Origin of the sequence: Streptomyces poonensis, assembly GCF_014650915.1 — a bacterium.
Classification (GTDB): Bacteria; Actinomycetota; Actinomycetes; order Streptomycetales; family Streptomycetaceae; genus Streptomyces; species Streptomyces poonensis.
This window is the reverse complement of sequence record NZ_BMVW01000002.1, coordinates 79,393-95,883: the sequence shown is the minus strand read 5'-3', so window position 1 is coordinate 95,883 and position 16,491 is coordinate 79,393. Positions and strand designations below refer to the sequence as shown.

Below are 16,491 nucleotides of genomic sequence, written 5' to 3'. Positions count from 1 at the left end.
CCTCGCCACTGCTTCAGCCAACGTGTTGGCTATCGGTTGGGACTGGAGTACTGCAGACTGCCGGTCCTGGGCCCCGAGCAGGTCGCTTGTGCTTCAGATGCCGCCTCGATGGCTGGCCCGCAACCGGCATGCGCCTGCCCGGGGCCCGTGTGCCGGAGGGTGACTCCAGAGAGGCCTGCCGTGCTTGACGTTGGACTGTCCTCCCCGTTCCTCATGAACGCCGCTTCTCAGGGAGGCAGCAATGAACCAGCACGAGCACCGCTTCGAACTGATCACCATCGGGATCGACCCCCATAAGTTCTCCTGGACGGCGGTCGCCGTGGACCGGCAGGGCAATCCCGTGACGGCGCCGGTCCGCGTCGACGTCACCGACGACGGCTTCCGGCGCCTGCTGCGCTGGTCACGCCGGTGGCCGCGGCACCGGTGGGCGATCGAGAACGCCCGGGCATGGGACGGGACCTGACACAAAGGCTTCTGCAGCAGCACGAGGAGATCGTCGATGTGCCGGCCAAGCTGTCCACCCGAGTGCGTCTGCTCAGCCATGGTCACCCGCGCAAGACCGATCCGGCCGACGCCCGAGCGGTCGCGACCGCCGCCGTGCACACTGCGGGCCTGCACGTTCCGCTGGAAGAGAGCGGCATCACCTCCCTGCGCCTGCTCAGCGATCGGCGCGACGAACTGGTCCGCCAGCGCACCCAGGCCGTCAACCGCCTACACGTGCTCACCGCGGCGCTGGCCCCCGGCCGGTGTCACGGAAAGCTGTCGCCGACCGCCGCGTCCCGGCTCCTCCTGGAGTGCCGCCCCGCCGGCAAGGCCGATCAGACTCGTCTGCTCCTTGCCGAAGACCTGCTTGCCGAGATAGCTGCCGTCTCCGAGCGCATCGCGTTGATCAACCAGCAGATCACCCGAGACGTCGAGGCGGTCGGCAGCACGCTCACCGACCTGGTCGGCATCTCGCATCTGACCGCCGCCAAGATCCTGGGCCGCGTCATCGACGTGCGCCGCTTCGCAACCGCGGCCGCCTTCGCGGCCTACTGCGGCACCGCCCCCATCGAGGTCTCCTCAGGAGACAGGACCAGGCACCGTTTGTCGCGCGCCGGGGACCGCCAGCTCAACTACGCCATCCAGACCATGGCCGTGACGCAACGACGTGTGCACCTACCCGCGCAGGCCTACTACGAGCGCAAACGCTTGGAAGGCAAGAGCCGCAAGGAAGCCATGCGCTGCCTCAAACGCCGCCTGGCCGACGTCATCTATCGCCAACTCGTGCGCGACTGCCGGAACACGTGCTCTTCCCAAGCCGCTTGACACAGAGGGGTGCCAGTTAATGCACCGCTCAAGGAGCAAGCCATAATGCGCACATAGACGATTTCGGAAAGGGAAATACCGCGGTCGTCGGTGCGGATGGCTTGCTCCAGGCCGCTACTGTCGTGCGGCGGTTGCGGGAGCGACAAGCCGATGAGGTCGAGGACGGTGAGTCGCGGTGTCACGCGACGTCGTCGCGGAACTCCCCAGGTCCCCTGGTGGGAGACGGTTCCGGAACTGAGCCGACAGCTGGTGGTGCGGCTGCTGGCCGAGCTGATGACCCGGACGATCACGGCTGGACGGGACGGGGGTAATCCCCGTGACGGTGACGACGTCGGCTCCGTGGGAACGGCTTGAGGGCAAGATCCAGCCCTGGCATCTCGACCGCCTTGCGGTCGTCGATGTCCGCCAGTCGACACCTCAGCAGGTCCTCGACCACGCGGAGTCGGCTCGGCTGCAGTACGGACTCACCCAGCGGCCGTCGACCTGGGCTGGGCCCCCTCGCGGGTTCTGGTGATCGACGAAGATCTGGGGCAGTCGGCGTCCGGTCTCTGGGGCAGTCGGCGTCCGGTCTGGTGGGCCGCCCCGGCTTCCGGCGACTGGTCTCCGAGGTCGGCCTGGAGCACGTGGGCCTGGTCTTCGGAATCGAGATCTCCCGGCTGGCCCGCAACGGGCCCGAATGGCACCAGCTCCTGGAGCTGTGCGCGCTGGCCGGGGCCCTCCTCGCCGACCCGGACGCATCTATGACCCGGCCGAGCACAACGACCGCACGCTCCTCGGGCTCAAGCTGCCTGTAGTCAGCGCCGGAAGGCCGTCGTGGCCTGCGATGCCTGCCGTGACCGCGCGAGGGCTGCTCGTTCTGGATACCGAGCTGCGACTTTTTGTTGGCTCGTCGTCGGTGAGCCGTTCATGTGCACCGCCCTGGCCACGCGAACGTGTTCACGCCAAACCGAATGGCCGGGTCGGTTCCTGTGATCGCCTGACCAGGAAGCAGGCAGTCGAAATTCCCCTGAGCCGTGATCGCATTCGAGCCGTGTTCCACGCAGCGTGTTAGTTCATACGCTGCGCGGATCAAAGATCCTCCCGGCCCTTTTCGCTGCTGCCTCATAGGTGATGCATATGCGCGCACAAGCGCGAAGACTTGTCACAGTTGCTCTGGCCCTGGCCGTCTTGGTGATCGCGGGTGTCGCCCCGTCATGGGCATCGGCCCAAGACTGGCCGCCCTCGACCGCCTCAACGGCCGTCACGCAGGCGAAGGTCAGGACAGCGGCAGATCTGCCCAAGCCGCCCAAGGCCATGACGCTCGCCGAACGCCGCCAGCAGGTGAAAAAGAACCGGCATGAACGGTCGCCGATGCGCGACTACATGGACGCACCCGAGAGGAAGCCGAAGGGCAAGCCACACGGCCGGCCGGACAAGGGCGGCGCAGAACGCGGTCCTGCCGCCGCCGGGGGAACTGCGACGCCTGGGGCTCGAGCCGCGGCCGCTACCCCGGATGCGGCGTGGGTAACGGCCTACAACAGCGCCTACCCGGACAGCATCAATATCGGCGGACATTTGAAGTTCGCCGCAGGCAGAGGGTCGTCGTACACCGGAATGTGGTTCTACATTCGCGACGAAGCGGGCAATTACGTCCATCAGCAGGAGATCAAAAGGGCCACGGATGATCCAGTCGGCCGGGACGACATGACGAGCGGTGCCTGGTGCTACGACTGGTGGGCGAGCAATCAGTACCCGGTCGACCAGTGTTTCTGGTGGAGCAGCAGTCCGCTTGGCGGACACCTCGAAGACGGCAAGAAGTATTACGCCTGGATCTTCGTGCAGGGCGTTGACGGAACTTGGGGGCCGTACGGCACCACCTCCCCGCTGGTGGAAGCCTTCTATACACCGGGCATTCCCGGCGCACAGGCGGGCATCTGCACCTGCTACGCACAGGCGCATCGCGCCGATCCGGTCAACACCGCGACGGGCGTGTTCTATGAGCAGCTCACCGACGCCTCGCTGGTCGGTCCCGGCGTGCCGCTGGCCCTTGAGCGTACCTACCGTTCCGATTCGACTGCCGCGGGCCTGCTGGGGCGCGGATGGTCAACTCCGTTTGATGCAGCGCTGACTGTGGGGACGGGAAAGGTGACGTACCGGACGGACGACGGAGCGTCGTTCGTCTTCACTCAGGCGAGCGACGGCACGTACACAGCTCCGGCAGGGTCTGCGGCCAAGTTGGTCAAAAGCGGCAGTAACTACACGGTCACCACACCGGACCACACCAAGCGAACTTTTAACAGCAGTGGTCAGCTCACCTCCGTGGTCGATACCGCTGGGAGGGGGCTGAGCCTGACGTACGCGTCCGGCAAGCTCACCTCCATCAAGGACGCGGCTGGCCGCACCAGCACCTTCACCTCGGGCACCGACGGGCTGCTGTCCAAGGTGAGTCTGCCGGACGCGACGTCGGTGTCGTACGGCTACACCAACGGTCTGCTGACTTCGGTGACCGACCCGGCCGGCAGGACGTCGTCGTACACGTACGGCGCAGACAAGCGGCTGTCGTCCTACACAGACCCGGCGGGCGGCAAGGTCACCAACGACTACGACAGCACGGGCCGCATCAAGTCCCAGACCGACCAGAACGACAAGACGACCATCTTCACCTGGGACGGCAACAGCGAGTCACACACCACGGCGCCGGACGGCGGCGTGTGGACCGACGTGTATGCCGGCAACGTTCTGATGGAGACCATCGACCCGTACGGCAAGAGCATCACCTACGACTACGACCGCTATCTGCGGCCCGTCGCCATCACCGACCAGCGCGGCAACACCACGGAGATGACGTACGACGGCGCCGGGCGGATGCTCACCCGCAGCGCGCCCTCCGCGCCTGGCTACTCGGAAAGCTGGACCTATGACAGCGCAGGCAACATCACCAGTCACACCGACGGCCGCGGCAACAAGACGGCCTACACATACAACACGTCGAACCGGCTGACCACAGTCACGGACCCGATGGGCGGCAAGACCGCCTACACGTACACCACGCTGGGCGCCATCGAAACCGTGACGACGCCACGCGGCAAGGTCACCACCTACGGATACGACACCGCGGGCAACCGGACGTCGGTCACCACCCCGCTGGGTGAGAAGACGACGTTCACGTACGACAAGGCCGGACGGATCCTGTCCAAGACGGACCCGCGTGGCAACGTCGCCGACGCCGACCCCGCTGCCTACACGACGAACTACACCTACGACGGACGAGGGCTGCTCAGCTCGGCCACCGACGCGTTGGGCCATACGACGACCTACAAGTACAACGGCGCCGAGCAGCTGACATCCGCGCAGGACCCGGCGGGCAACACGACCACGTACGCCTACGACGACGCCGGACACCTGACCCGGACGACCGACGTCACAGGCGAATCCGTCACCCGCACCTACGACGCGAGCGGACGCCTCGTCTCCGAGACCGACGCTGTCGGCAACAAGACCACTTACACCTACGACAAGGTGGGCCGCCTGCTCACCCGGGTCTCGCCGCGCGGCAATGCCGCCGGAGCCGATCCGGCCGCCTACACCACGAGCTACACCTACGATGCGGCCGGCAACCGCACCGGGGTCACCGGCCCCACCGGTGCATCCACCACCACGACCTACGACGCGATCAACCGGCCGCTGCTGGTCACCGACCCACTGGGGCGCACCACCGGCTACACCTACGACGCCAACGACAACGTCACCAAGCTCACGGACGCCACAGGCACGACGGTCACCTCCGTCTACGACAAAAACAATCGGCTCGCCGAGAGCACCAACCAGCTCGGCAAGACCACGAAGTACGCCTACGACGCCGACGGCAATCTGCTCAGCCGCACCTCCCCGCTGGGCCACAAAGAGAGCTGGACCTACGACGGCGACGGCCGCCAGGCCACTGCAGTCGACCCACGCGGCAACGCCACCGGCGCCGACCCTGCCCAGTACACCACTACCTACGGCTACGACCCAGCGGGCAATCTCTTGAAAATCACTGATCCGCTCGGCGGTGTGACCACTACGGCCTACGATGCGGTGGGCAACGTCATCAAGCGAACCGATGCCGACAAGCGCGTCACCACGTACGGCTATGACAAGCGCGACCACCTGACCACGGTCACCGCTCCCGGTGACGCGGTCACCACCTACAGCTATGACAAGGTCGGCAACGTCACTCAGCGCACCGACGCCAACGATCACGTCACCGCATACGGCTACGACCCGGCCCGCCGCCTGACCTCAGTGACCGACCCGCTGGACCGGGTGACGTCGTACGCGTACGACGCCGACGGCAACCTGACCAAGAAGACCACGCCCCGGGGCTCCAGCAGTCACACTTTCGACCCGCGCGGCCTGCTCACCAAGATTGACTACTCGGACAGCACACCGGACGTAACCTTCGGCTACGACGACGCCGGACAGATGACCGCCCGTGTCAACTCGAAAATCTCCGAGGACTTCGTCTACGACCCGGTCGGCAATCTCACCAAGACCCGCGGCTTCGCCTACACCTACGACGCTGCCGGGCAGATGCTGACACGCAAGTACTCCGACGGCAACACCATCTCCTACACCTACGACAATGACGGCCGCACCTCCACCATGACGGCCGACGGCAAGACCACCACCTACACTTGGGATGCCGGCAGCAACCTCATCAAGTCGGCACTGCCCAACACCGAGACCGAGGAACGCGCCCACGACCGAGCGGGCCGCCTGACGTCCGTCACGTCCTCGAAGTCGGGCACGACGGTCACCAACACCGCACTCACCCTTTCCGCCGCCGGGCTGCCCACCCGCGTCGACGTCACCCGGGCCGGTGTCGGCACCGACGGCTACGACCTGACCTACGACACGGCGGGCCGCCTCACCTCCGGCTGTTTCCCGCAGCCCTGGGTCACCGGCTGCGCCGCCGGCCGCACCACGTCCTACACCTACGACAAGGTCGGCAACCGCCGCACCTCCACCCTCGGCACCACCGCGACGAGCTACACCTACGACGCGGCCGACCAGCTCACGTCGACCACGATCGGCAACACGACCACCGCCTACGAGTACGACGCGGACGGCAACCAGATCAAGGCAGGCGCCGACACCTACACCTACAACCTGGCCGGGCGAATCTCCGCCGCTACTGTCGCGGGCGCGAGCTACACCTACGACCACGACGCCAGCGGTAACCAGGTCACCGTTGCCAAGAACGGTACGGTGACCGACCGCACCCAGTGGGATCCCAACGCGCCGCTGCCGATTCTGGCCACGGAGTACGACAGCGCATGGACGATCAAGCAGTCCTACCGCTATGACCCGCTGGGCCAGCCGGCGGCCACGAAGACCGGATCCGGTGCCGTCTTCTACTACCACCACGACACTCAAGGCTCCCCGGTCGACGTCTCCAGCAGCACCGGCACACTGCATCAGCGCTGGGCCTACGACCCGTTCGGCACGCGCGTTCTCAACACCACGGCCAGTGGCGCCCCCGCGAGCACGCCGTCCTTCACCGGTGCCCGCTACGAAGCCAGCACCGGCAACCTGGACCTGCACGCCCGCCAGTACAACACCAGCACGGGCCGCTTCACCAGCCCCGATCCCGTGACCCGCGGCCAGTCGACCCCGTCAGTATCGGCCTACGCCTACGCGGACAACGTTCCCACGCTACTCACCGACCGCAGCGGCCTCACCCCCGACGACCCCAACAACGACCGTGTGGACAGCCTGGGCGAAGGCCTGAAGATTTTCGGCGACGGCTTCATCGATGGGTTGACGATGCCCTTCGAATTCCTCGGCGACGCCTACGACGGCGTAACCGGCCAGAACGGCGGAGCCGGAGCCTTCGTCGACAAGTACCTCCCCATCCGCCCCGCCTACCGCCTCTACCGCGCCGAGAACATGCTGCGCCAGCAGGGCTGCGACGCGCTGGCGGACACCTATGCCGAGGCAGCGGAGGAACTGACCCAGCAGATCGCCCTCGTCGGGATCGGCGGCCTCACCGGGTGGCGGCGCACGGCTGTAACGCCCGAGGTGCGCGGACACGATATCCCCACGCACGGGAAGGGCGTCGGTCCAGCCGCTGAACGGCTACCAGGCGGGCGCCCGGATGGTCAAGCCGTCATCGCAGGCCACGGCTGGTACGTCCGCGGCACCGGAGACACACAGATGCCGAGCGGAACGTGGGGCTACTTCTACGTCGAGGACGGTATAGGTCTTCGACAGTCCGTCGGACTCGCGGTGGAGCAGGGAAAGAAAATCAAACCCACGGAGATCGTCGGTCCCGGCAAGACGCTCCCCAACTACACCGTGGCTCCGGGCAACGACCTCAAGATGATGAACGGATCGATCACGGTGAGCAAGGACACCCTGCTTAGCGAAATCCTTAAACCGAACATGGGCCCTGTGCACCTGGCAATCTGTCGCAAGCACTGTGACCCACGGCGTTAAGGGGCGACGCATGACCCACTATCCCGACCTGACCCGCTACTCCTACGACGAGTCGGACCAGGAGATGCTCAACGTCGGATGGCTGGCGCCCGATCACTCCTACTGCACAGGGGTTGTCGATGAGCGTGTGGTGACCGCCTTGAAGGTTCTGAGCGCCTCGTACGACAACCAGATGCGCGGCGTACACCACTGTGAATTCTGCGACACCGACCGGCCCGTCGTCCTCGGTGGTCCCGCCATGGATACCGAAGTGTGGCTCGGATCGGCGGAGATTCGGGTGCGGGGAGCGGACGGCACGCTCTACGCGGCACCGAACCTGGTGATTCACTACATCACGCAGCACCAGTACTGCCCACCTGAGGAGTTTTGCCGCGCGGCGGTCGGGACGGCAGGCATCGAAACGGCCGGAGCGCTGACCCTGGCCGAGTGAACGCCGGCGGAGACTGGGAAGAGGCGGCCCGCAGCGACCCTGCTGCGGGCCGTCGCCCAAGGGCGCACGGCGGGTTCCTCGCGGTGAGAGGTGCCGCAGCCGACGGACACGGGTGTGCCTCATGCCTCATACAAGATCTTCGTAGCCGGTGGTCGTCCAGAGGCCGTCGTCTGCGGGCCGTCCACGAAATACAGAAAAATCTCTTCTCCGCTGGTCAGTCCCTTGCACCAGCGTACGACCTGGAGGGCCTGGCAGGGTCCGGGGCAGTCGAGGCCGGGGAATGCAGCGGCCTTTGGGCCCTCGAACCTTGACGCAGTGGTGGACCGGGCGGCGTCGTCATAGAGCAGGCCGCGGCGGATCGTGCGCTTCAGGTGCATAAGCGTGGCTTGCTGTACCAGGGCGTGGTGCAACGGGTGAAGATGGGAGCTGAGGCGATGCGTCGGCCCCCTGGAAGTCCTTGATTGCGAGCAGACGGCTCAGCCGTGCATCCGGGCGTCGGTGTCGAACAGCTCCCGTTCGCGCGGGTGGAGCAGATGTTGAGTAATGAATGACCGGCCTGCGACCTTCCACAGGCCGCGCCCCTTGGTGAGGGCGGAGACGGCCTGGGTCTCGACGCCGGTGAGGCCCAGCAGGGCAGCTGCGGAGCCGAGTTGGTCGGCTTCCTGGCGGTAGATGACGCGGGTGGAGCAGTCGGTGAGCAGGCCCTCGGCGAGCGCGCGGCCTCGGGAGCCGGCGTCGCCCGCGGTGAGCAGGTCGCTGAGGCGGTGGATGACCATCATGTTGGCGATGCCGAGTCCTCGGTGAGCTTCCACTGGCTCTGCATGCGTTCCAGCAGGGCGACGTGCCGCATTACGCGCCATGCCTCGTCGTAGATCACCCAGCGTCGTCCGCCGGCGGGGTCGGCGAGCGCGGACTCCATCCAGGCGGAGGCACAGGTCATCGCGAGGACGAGTGCGGTGTCGTCGCCGGCACCCCCGAGCCGGGACAGGTCGATGGAGAGCATCGGCGCAGCCGGATCGAAGGCCACGGTGCTCGGCGCGTCGAACATTCCGGCCAGGTCGCCGTGCACGAGGCGCCGCAGTGCGTGGGCCAGGTCCTCGGCCGCTCCTCCCAGGCGTCCGGACAGGTCACCGAGTGCGGCGTCGAGCCGCTCGGGCGAGCCCAGTACGTACGCCACGTCACCGAGCAACGGGGTGGTCCCGGCTGCTTCCGCGCGTACGACTGCCTGGTCGAGTGCCACGTCCAGGGCGGTGTGCTCCATCGGGCGGAGGTCGCGCCGCAGAACCGTCTTCGCGAGCGAGCCGAGGAGAAGCAGGCGCCGCTTGCGGACCTCGCCCGCCCAGTCGTTCTCGCTGACGCCGAACGGCCGGGCGGGGGCGTCCAACGGATTCAGCCGGCCGGGAAGTCCGGGGCCGAGGGCGATGGTCTGCCCGCCCAGCGCCTGGGCGACCACGGTCCATTCGCCCCTGGGGTCGCACGGTACGTAGATGCGGTAGCCGAAGGCCACGGCGCGCACGGCGAGGGACTTGGCCAGGGCGGACTTGCCCATGCCGATGATCCCGGCGAGCAGGATGTTCGGGTTGGTGAAGCCGTCGAGCCGCCCGTACAGCGCGAACGGGTCGTAGGTGAAGGCGGCCTCCGCGTGCACGTCGCGGCCCACGTAGATGCCCTGGGCGCCCAGGCCGCCCTCGGCGAGGAAGGGGTAGGCGCCGGACGCGGTGGCGGTGGTCATCCGGTGGGCGGGGAGCTTGAGACGGCCGCCGCGGGCGGAGGCGGGACCGGGGCGGCCGGTGGCCGGGTAGCCGGCGCGTAGCTCGGGATCGGTGCCGGTCTCGGTACGGCGGGCTTCGGGCGGGGCGGCGTGGCGGGCCTTGTCCTGGGCAGCGGCGAACTGGTCGCGAGCGGCGCGGGCCGTGCGGCGGTCGGTCTTGCGGGGGACGAACAGCGGACTGGCGCTGGCGCGGGTGGTTCGAGTGGGCATGGTGATGGTGCTCCGGTGGTCAGTGGCGGGTGAGGCCGGTGAAGGGATCGCGCAGGTCGGCCGGGGTGTGGTCACGGCGAACGCGGGTGGCGGTGGCCAGGTGGCGCTGGCACACGGTGAGGTCGGGGGCGCCCTCGGGAAGGCGGGCTCGGCACGCCTCCCGTGACGGGAGGCGGCCGGTGACTCGCTGCGGGGCCGCGTGGTAGGCGGTGTGGAGGTGCTCGGCTGCCTGCCACAGCCGGATGCGGCAGGCCCTCCAGGGACGCGGCCGTGCCGGGCAGGTGGAGCAGGCCCTCCCGCTGCGCACGGGTGGACGGACGGGCGAGCCAGACCAACTGGCCTCGAAAGCGGCGGAACGCGTACCGGGCGGCGATCGGCGCCCAGTCGGCGAGCGCGCGCCCGCGGTGGCGGACGACGACCGCCGTAAGGACGACGGCCCACAGCGGTACGAGCTGGAGCGCTCCGGTCACACCGGAGGTGAGCAGCACCCCGAGCAGGAGCAGCCCGCCGACCGCGACGACGACCAGTTGAGGGACGGAGAGACCGAGCAGCACGCCCCGGCGCGAGCGGTGCGGGAACTTGACGATGGCCGGACCATCGGAATGCGGAGCGTCAGGGAGCATGGCGAAGCCGTTCTTGGAGCGTGGAGAGAAGGAAGAAGAGGAGGACGGGGCGGTCCGGGCGGGGCCTCGACCCGCCCCGTCAGCTGCGGGCTACGAGTCCGATCGATCCGCTGGTCCGGGATAGATCCACCGCTGCGGGGTGGCGCCACCCTGCGGAGGAGGACCGCTGCGCCGTGGTGCCGGCGGATCCAGGTGGGTGACCTGCGGTGGCGCGACCGAGGCGCCCTGCGCCGTCGGCCCGGAGACGACCGGTGCGGAGTCGGCGGCCTGGCTAGCACCACCGGGGCGCTGGATGAGCGGGACTCCGCGGTCACCGTCCGTGGGAGGGCGGCGGATCAGCGCCCGGCCCTTGTCCCCGGTTGCGCCGGGGTCCTCACCGAAGCGGAAGTGGGTCTGCTTGGACTTGGTGTCACCACCGGATCCACCTCCGGGTCGATCCCGGAGGCGACACCGCCCGAGCCCTGGCCCGGCACCTTCGCCGGCCCCTGCGGAGCGCGCATCCCCGTACCGGCCTGGACCGCGAGCTGCCCCGCGGTCTTCGCCGCACCCGCGGCGACCGCCATGCCCGCGACACCGGTGCGGTGCAGATCGTCATGGCCGCCGCCGTCGGCTGCCCAGTGCACGAACTTGTACGTGGCGTAGGGACAGAGCAGCACCATAACCATCACGACGATGCCCGCGATCGCGTCCGACAGGGCGGCGAGTCCGTCGTTCGCGTCGGTCTTGCCCATGGCCGAGACGCCCAGCAGGAACACGATGGTCATCAGGAGCTTGGAGACGATGAGGGTGCTGGTCGCCTCGATCCAGCCACGCCGCCAGCGCCGCGCGACCTCCCAGCCGCCGCCGGCCCCGGCGAACACGGCCAGCGTGACCAGCACCAGGATGCCGACCTTGCGGGCGACCATCACCGCCCAGTAGAGGAAGGCGCCCACCGCGCAGCCGAGCGCGACGAGGGCGGGGACGCCCCAGCCCAGGCCGTACATCGCCCCCAGCTCGTTGACCTTGATGATGCGGCGTACCGCGTCGTCGACGGAGCTGTCGGCCGCCTTGAAGAGGCCGGCGCTGAGCGCGTCGACCACAGTGATCGCGACGGTCAGGCGATGGCGGCGAAGGCGAACAGGACGCCGGCCACCGTTCCGTACACCGCCTGGACCAGGGCGCGTTCGCCCCGGCGCCAGGCGGCGCGAGTGAGCTGCAGGCAGAACGTGCCCACGGTCAGGACGAGGCCGATGGGCAGGATGAGCTCGTAGTTGCTCTTGAACCACTCGGCGTTGAGATCGATGGCGGTCGTCCTGTCGACGGCCTTCGAGGCCAGGTCCGCCGCGGCCTGGGCCATCTCGCCCATCGACTTGGCGATCCAGGCGCCGATGCCGTCGGTGACCGCTTCGCCGGTCGCACCGACCACACCGTCGACGGTGTCGCAGACGGTGCTCATCAGAGGAAGGTCACAAGCGCCCATGAGGGCACCTCCTTTCGCAGTTGAGGGCGATCACGGCGCGACGTTCGGCAGGACCCCGACGAGGGCGCAGTCCTGGTGCGGCCGGCACTGGACGGCGAGGGTCGTCGAGCGGGACTCGGCTCCGGCACCGGAGCCCTTCCAGGCGATCGACTGCTTGCCGGTGACCGTGACGGCGTAGACGTACGCCTCGGTGATCGCGCCGGGGTCCTGGGCCAGGGCGGTCCTGAACGCCTGCGGGAAGTGGCCCTCACCGACCGTGGCGCCGGCGTGCTGCCCGTTGTCGTGCATCAGATTTCGCAGTTCCGACTCCTGCAGGGCCGTGGCCAGGGCAACGATCTGTCCCCGGGCCGGGACCTTCATGGCGACGCCGGTGGCCTGGATCGTCCTGGCGTTCGGGATCTGCTCCGCGGGATCGTTCAGACCCGGGACCGACACCGTGGCCTTGCCGCCGCCCTCCAGGACGGACTCCACCTGCTCGGCCACCTCTGTGGTATCCACGGCCTGTGCGTCGCTGCCCGCGCAGGCGGCTTGAGCGCTGCCGGCACCGGCCAGAGCCATGACGAGCGGGGCGATCAGCAGCAACGGGCCGAGCACCACGGTCCCGACTACCGCCGCGCCCGCCTTCACAGTCGCGGGCCGTCCGCCGAGAGGTGGGGACAGGAGCCGGGCTCCGGAGAAGGGCGCGCCTGGGCACTCTGCATAAGCAACTCCTTACTCGTGGGCAGCACAGCACCAGCGTTCTCGCCGATAAGGTCACTGGCGCCCGCACTGGTCGGCAATTCACAACGCCTGAGATCAGGGAATGGAGCCCGGAGGTTGGGAGCAGCTAACTCCCGCCCTCCGAGAACTGCTTCACTGGGAAGCGGCAGCCAGCCGCACTCGTAATCTCACACGCCACATGGAGAATGTCTCCGCCGCAATATCAGGCCGTTTCGTGGGTGCCGTCCGTGGCGCCATCGGGACAGGGCGACAGGCATCAGCACAGTTCAGAAGGGCAAGAGCTGCGCCTCGTCCGTCGAACACGACGAGACTGTAGGGATGATTCCCGGCCGCACCAAACATCGCCTCGCCTGGCGGCTTGGACCCGCGATCTGACGGCAGAGGGTTATTAGGTGCGGCCGGAGATGACGGTTAACCTCCAGCCCATCGCTCTCTCTGGTGGTTGCTTCTGCGGCCGTCGCGAGCGACTCAACGCTGATGTGTGCAGCATTCCGGAACGCGGAATCATGCGCACGACCGTCTCTGCGGAAAGAGAGAACCGCGCAATGCCGTACACCCTGCACCGAGGCGACGCGCTGACCGCCCTCGCCGGCATCCCCGACAACAGCGTCGATGCCGTGATCACCGACCCGCCCTACAACAGCGGTGGCCGAACCAGCAGCGAACGAACCGGCCGCAGTGCCCGCGCGAAGTACACCTCGGGCGCGACGCCGAGCACAGCCTCGCCAACTTCCCCGGCGAGAACCGTGACCAGCGTTCGTACGGCTTCTGGCTCACCCTCTTACTCACGGAGTCCTACCGGGCGACCGTCGAGTCGGGCGCCGCGCTCGTCTTCACCGGCTGGACGCAACTGCCCACCACGACCGACGCGTTCCAGGCCGCCGGCTGGACCTGGCGCGGCATCGCATCGTGGCACAAGCCGGTCTCCCGACCGCAGAAGGGCGGCTCAAGCAGTCCTGCGAGTACATCGTCTGGGGCACCAAGGGCCCGGTCGACTCGACCGGAACCCCGTGTACCTGCCCGGCCTCTACACCGCGAGCCAGCCCAGGAAATACCGCGTGCACATCACGCAAAAGCCCGTGGAGGTCATGCAGGATCTGCCCGCCGGGCGGACGGTCCTCAACCCCCTTCGCCGGCTCCGGCACGATCAGCGTCGCGGCACTGCCCGAGGGCCGTGAGTTCATCGAGGTTGAGCTCTCCGAGTACTACGCCGACATTGCTGAGCGCCGGCTGCGGGGCGCCTTGTTCCAGAGTGACTTCGCACTCGCCGGGCCAGGGGAGTGAGAGCGATAAGCCCCAGACAGCGGGCGCGGAACATAGAGGAGGGTGGCTGTTCCACCAGAGCGGTGGAACAGCCACCCTTCAACGCCTGTGTAGTTACGCCACGTCGATGCTCGCTGGTCCCACTTGTGGTCAGTGAGTTCATGGCGGCGTATCACCCCACCATGATCCATCGCTCAGCGATTCTCTGAAGACGGACTCTAGCAGTGGGGGTGTATGTCGTTCGCGGGATGCAAGTGTCGCAAGTGATCGTATGATGCGTCAGAACCGCGTGCGGGTGGGGAACTTGAGGCGGTTGCAACCGCCTGTGTCGTCGAGGGCGCGGGCATCAAGCTCTCGGGGGCGTCTTTGTACCTGGCTGGTCTGTACGCGGAGAACTTTCGGATCTTCGGCTCGACGCCGAGGAAGAACGGTGACGCAGACGCCAGCCTGTGTCTGGAGTTCGGTCCCACCACGAATGTCCTCGTCGGCGAGAACGACAGCGGCAAGACGGCCATCATCGATGCGATCCGGCTGTGCCTGCTGACGACGGCAGCTGACTTCTGCCGCATCACGCGTGATGACTTCCATGTCGGCCCGGACGGGCGCGCGGGCAGCTTCAAGATCACCTGTGGTTTCAAGGACCTGACGACGGAAGAACAAGCGGTCTTCCTGGAACTGCTCACCACCGACGATGACGGCAACGTCGCCCTCTACGTCACCGTCAAGGCGGAGCTGATGGACCCGCTGCGTCCCCACCGCGTCTCGGTGACCACGCGCACCGGCCGCGACGGGCAGGGGCCGGCCCTGGATGGTGCTGCGCGCGAACTGTTGAAAGCCACTTACCTGCGGCCGTTGCGGGACGCCGAGGCAGAGTTGCGCTCCGGCCGGGGATCGCGGCTGTCGCAGATTCTCGCCGGCTACCCGGCCATGCGCGCCCAGGGCGAGGACGACTACGACGAGGAGAGTGACAGCGCCAGCACCCTGGTCGGCATCCTGCGCCGCGCGGAACACCACATCAGCGACAACGAGGCGGTGGCCGCGGCCCGGAACGACATCAACACCGGCTACCTGCAGAAATTCTCCATCGGCTCCGACGTCCTGCGCGGCGAGATCGGAGTCGCCGGCGACGCAACCCTGGCCCGTGCCCTGGAGCGGCTCGAGTTGACCCTGTTCGCGGGCACGGGGGAGTGGACCCGGCACGGCCTGGGCTACAACAACGCTCTGTTCATGGCGGCCGAACTGCTTCTGCTCGGGAACAGCGCCTTCGCGCCCCTGCTGCTGATCGAGGAACCCGAAGCACACCTCCACCCGCAGCTTCAGACCCGCATCATGGACCTCCTGCGGGAACGCGCCGAGGCCGCCACAACGGCTGGGAGACCGCCGGTCCAGGTCATCCTCACCACCCACAGCCCGAACCTGGCCTCGGCCATCCCGGTAGAACACCTCACTCTCGTCGCCCGCGGATCCACCTTCCGCCTGGCCCCGGGGCTGACCCGGCTCGAAGAGGGCGACTATGCCTTCCTCACCCGCTTCCTGGACGTGACCAAGGCCAACCTGTTCTTCGCCCGCGGCGTCGCCATTGTCGAAGGCGACGCCGAAGCCATTCTCCTGCCCGCCCTCGCCCAGGCGGTCGGCCGGTCGTTCAGCGAATGCGGCGTCAGCGTCGTCAATGTCGGCGGCGTCGGTCTCTTCCGTTACAGCCGGATCTTCCAGCGCGAGGGCGAGCAGATCCCGGTTGCGGTGGCCTGCATCCGGGACCGGGATCTGGTGCCCGCCGGTACTTCTGCAGGGATGCGGAAGGAGCTCAAGTGCTCAGCGGAGATGACCCAACAGCAGATCGCCGAGCACGTTGCCGGGCTGAAGGAGAGGGACAGCGGCCACGTGCGCACCTTCGTCTCCGACCACTGGACCCTGGAGTACGACCTGGCCGCCGCCTCCTGGACCATGGCGACCCTCATGCACCAGGCCATCCGTGCCGCCGTCGCCTCCAAGACCACTTGGCCCACCGCGGACAGACTCGCCGATCTGGACCGCTCCGCCCAGGAACAGGTCAAGGAATGGCGCGAGAACGAGGTACCGCTGGAAAAGGTGGCCTTGGACATCTACGAACCCCTGCGTATGAGCCGGGCCAACAAACCGATCGCTGCCCAGCACGCCGCCCGGCTCCTGCAGACCACGCCTGTGACCGATGAGGACCTGCCGTCCTACCTCGTGGCCGCCTTCACGTACCTGTGTAGCGAGGTCTGAG

The 16,491-nt window shown here is 67.7% G+C and carries 7 protein-coding genes and 5 pseudogenes; 7 read left to right on the top strand and 5 right to left on the bottom strand.

From position 1 onward, the window contains the following. Positions 1 to 241: 241 nt before the first annotated feature. From IE242_RS37430 to IE242_RS07350, 5 genes are all read left to right on the top strand, one after another. Positions 242 to 463, top strand: a complete 222-nt coding sequence (locus IE242_RS37430) for a hypothetical protein (RefSeq protein ID WP_229858411.1) — start codon at positions 242 to 244, stop codon at positions 461 to 463. Further along, a complete protein-coding gene (locus tag IE242_RS07365) occupies positions 448 to 1,308 on the top strand; it encodes an IS110 family RNA-guided transposase (protein ID WP_229858408.1) in 861 nt (286 codons plus the stop codon). The genes IE242_RS37430 and IE242_RS07365 overlap by 16 nt, the downstream gene beginning before the upstream one ends. A 572-nt stretch (positions 1,309 to 1,880) precedes the next feature. After that, positions 1,881 to 2,102, top strand: coding sequence for a recombinase family protein (locus tag IE242_RS37425; protein WP_229858399.1), 222 nt, complete (start codon positions 1,881 to 1,883; stop codon positions 2,100 to 2,102). Positions 2,103 to 2,601: 499 nt separating this feature from the next. After that, complete coding sequence (locus IE242_RS07355) at positions 2,602 to 7,767, top strand: DUF6531 domain-containing protein (protein WP_229858654.1); 5,166 nt, start codon at positions 2,602 to 2,604, stop codon at positions 7,765 to 7,767. Positions 7,768 to 7,777: 10 nt separating this feature from the next. After that, a complete protein-coding gene (locus IE242_RS07350; RefSeq protein ID WP_189856617.1) occupies positions 7,778 to 8,197 on the top strand; it encodes a DUF7919 family protein in 420 nt (139 codons plus the stop codon). Between the two features lie 476 nt (positions 8,198 to 8,673). Here IE242_RS07350 and IE242_RS07345 read toward each other — a convergent pair. The 5 genes and pseudogenes from IE242_RS07345 to IE242_RS37415 all read right to left on the bottom strand — a co-directional run bounded on the left by IE242_RS07345 (position 8,674) and on the right by IE242_RS37415 (position 12,857). Next, positions 8,674 to 10,178, bottom strand: a pseudogene (locus IE242_RS07345) (putative type IV secretion/conjugal transfer ATPase). A gap of 19 nt (positions 10,179 to 10,197) precedes the next feature. Next, positions 10,198 to 10,434: pseudogene (locus IE242_RS07340) on the bottom strand (DUF6238 family protein); the annotation flags it as partial. 1 nt (position 10,435) lies between these two features. Beyond that, a pseudogene (locus IE242_RS37420) lies at positions 10,436 to 10,801 on the bottom strand (SCO6880 family protein); the annotation flags it as partial. 90 nt (positions 10,802 to 10,891) lie between these two features. Beyond that, positions 10,892 to 12,260: pseudogene (locus tag IE242_RS07335) on the bottom strand (SCO6881 family protein). Positions 12,261 to 12,290: 30 nt separating this feature from the next. Further along, positions 12,291 to 12,857 carry a hypothetical protein gene (locus IE242_RS37415; RefSeq protein WP_229858393.1) on the bottom strand — a complete coding sequence of 189 codons (567 nt, stop codon included), beginning with the start codon at positions 12,855 to 12,857 and terminating at the stop codon, positions 12,291 to 12,293. Positions 12,858 to 13,525: 668 nt separating this feature from the next. Between IE242_RS37415 and IE242_RS37410 the strand changes: the two are divergent. Both IE242_RS37410 and IE242_RS07325 read left to right on the top strand, forming a co-directional pair. Then, positions 13,526 to 14,264, top strand: a pseudogene (locus IE242_RS37410) (DNA-methyltransferase). A gap of 345 nt (positions 14,265 to 14,609) precedes the next feature. Next, on the top strand, positions 14,610 to 16,490 hold the full coding sequence (locus tag IE242_RS07325) for an ATP-dependent nuclease (protein WP_189856616.1): 1,881 nt from the start codon (positions 14,610 to 14,612) through the stop codon (positions 16,488 to 16,490). Position 16,491 lies beyond the last annotated feature (1 nt).

Excerpts from the sequence above, each read along its gene's own strand:
- IE242_RS37430 (WP_229858411.1), top strand. The coding sequence starts at position 242 with ATGAACCAGCACGAGCACCGCTTCGAACTGATCACCATCGGGATCGAC.
- IE242_RS07365 (WP_229858408.1), top strand. The coding sequence starts at position 448 with ATGGGACGGGACCTGACACAAAGGCTTCTGCAGCAGCACGAGGAGATC.
- IE242_RS07355 (WP_229858654.1), top strand. The coding sequence starts at position 2,602 with ATGACGCTCGCCGAACGCCGCCAGCAGGTGAAAAAGAACCGGCATGAA.
- IE242_RS07350 (WP_189856617.1), top strand. The coding sequence starts at position 7,778 with ATGACCCACTATCCCGACCTGACCCGCTACTCCTACGACGAGTCGGAC.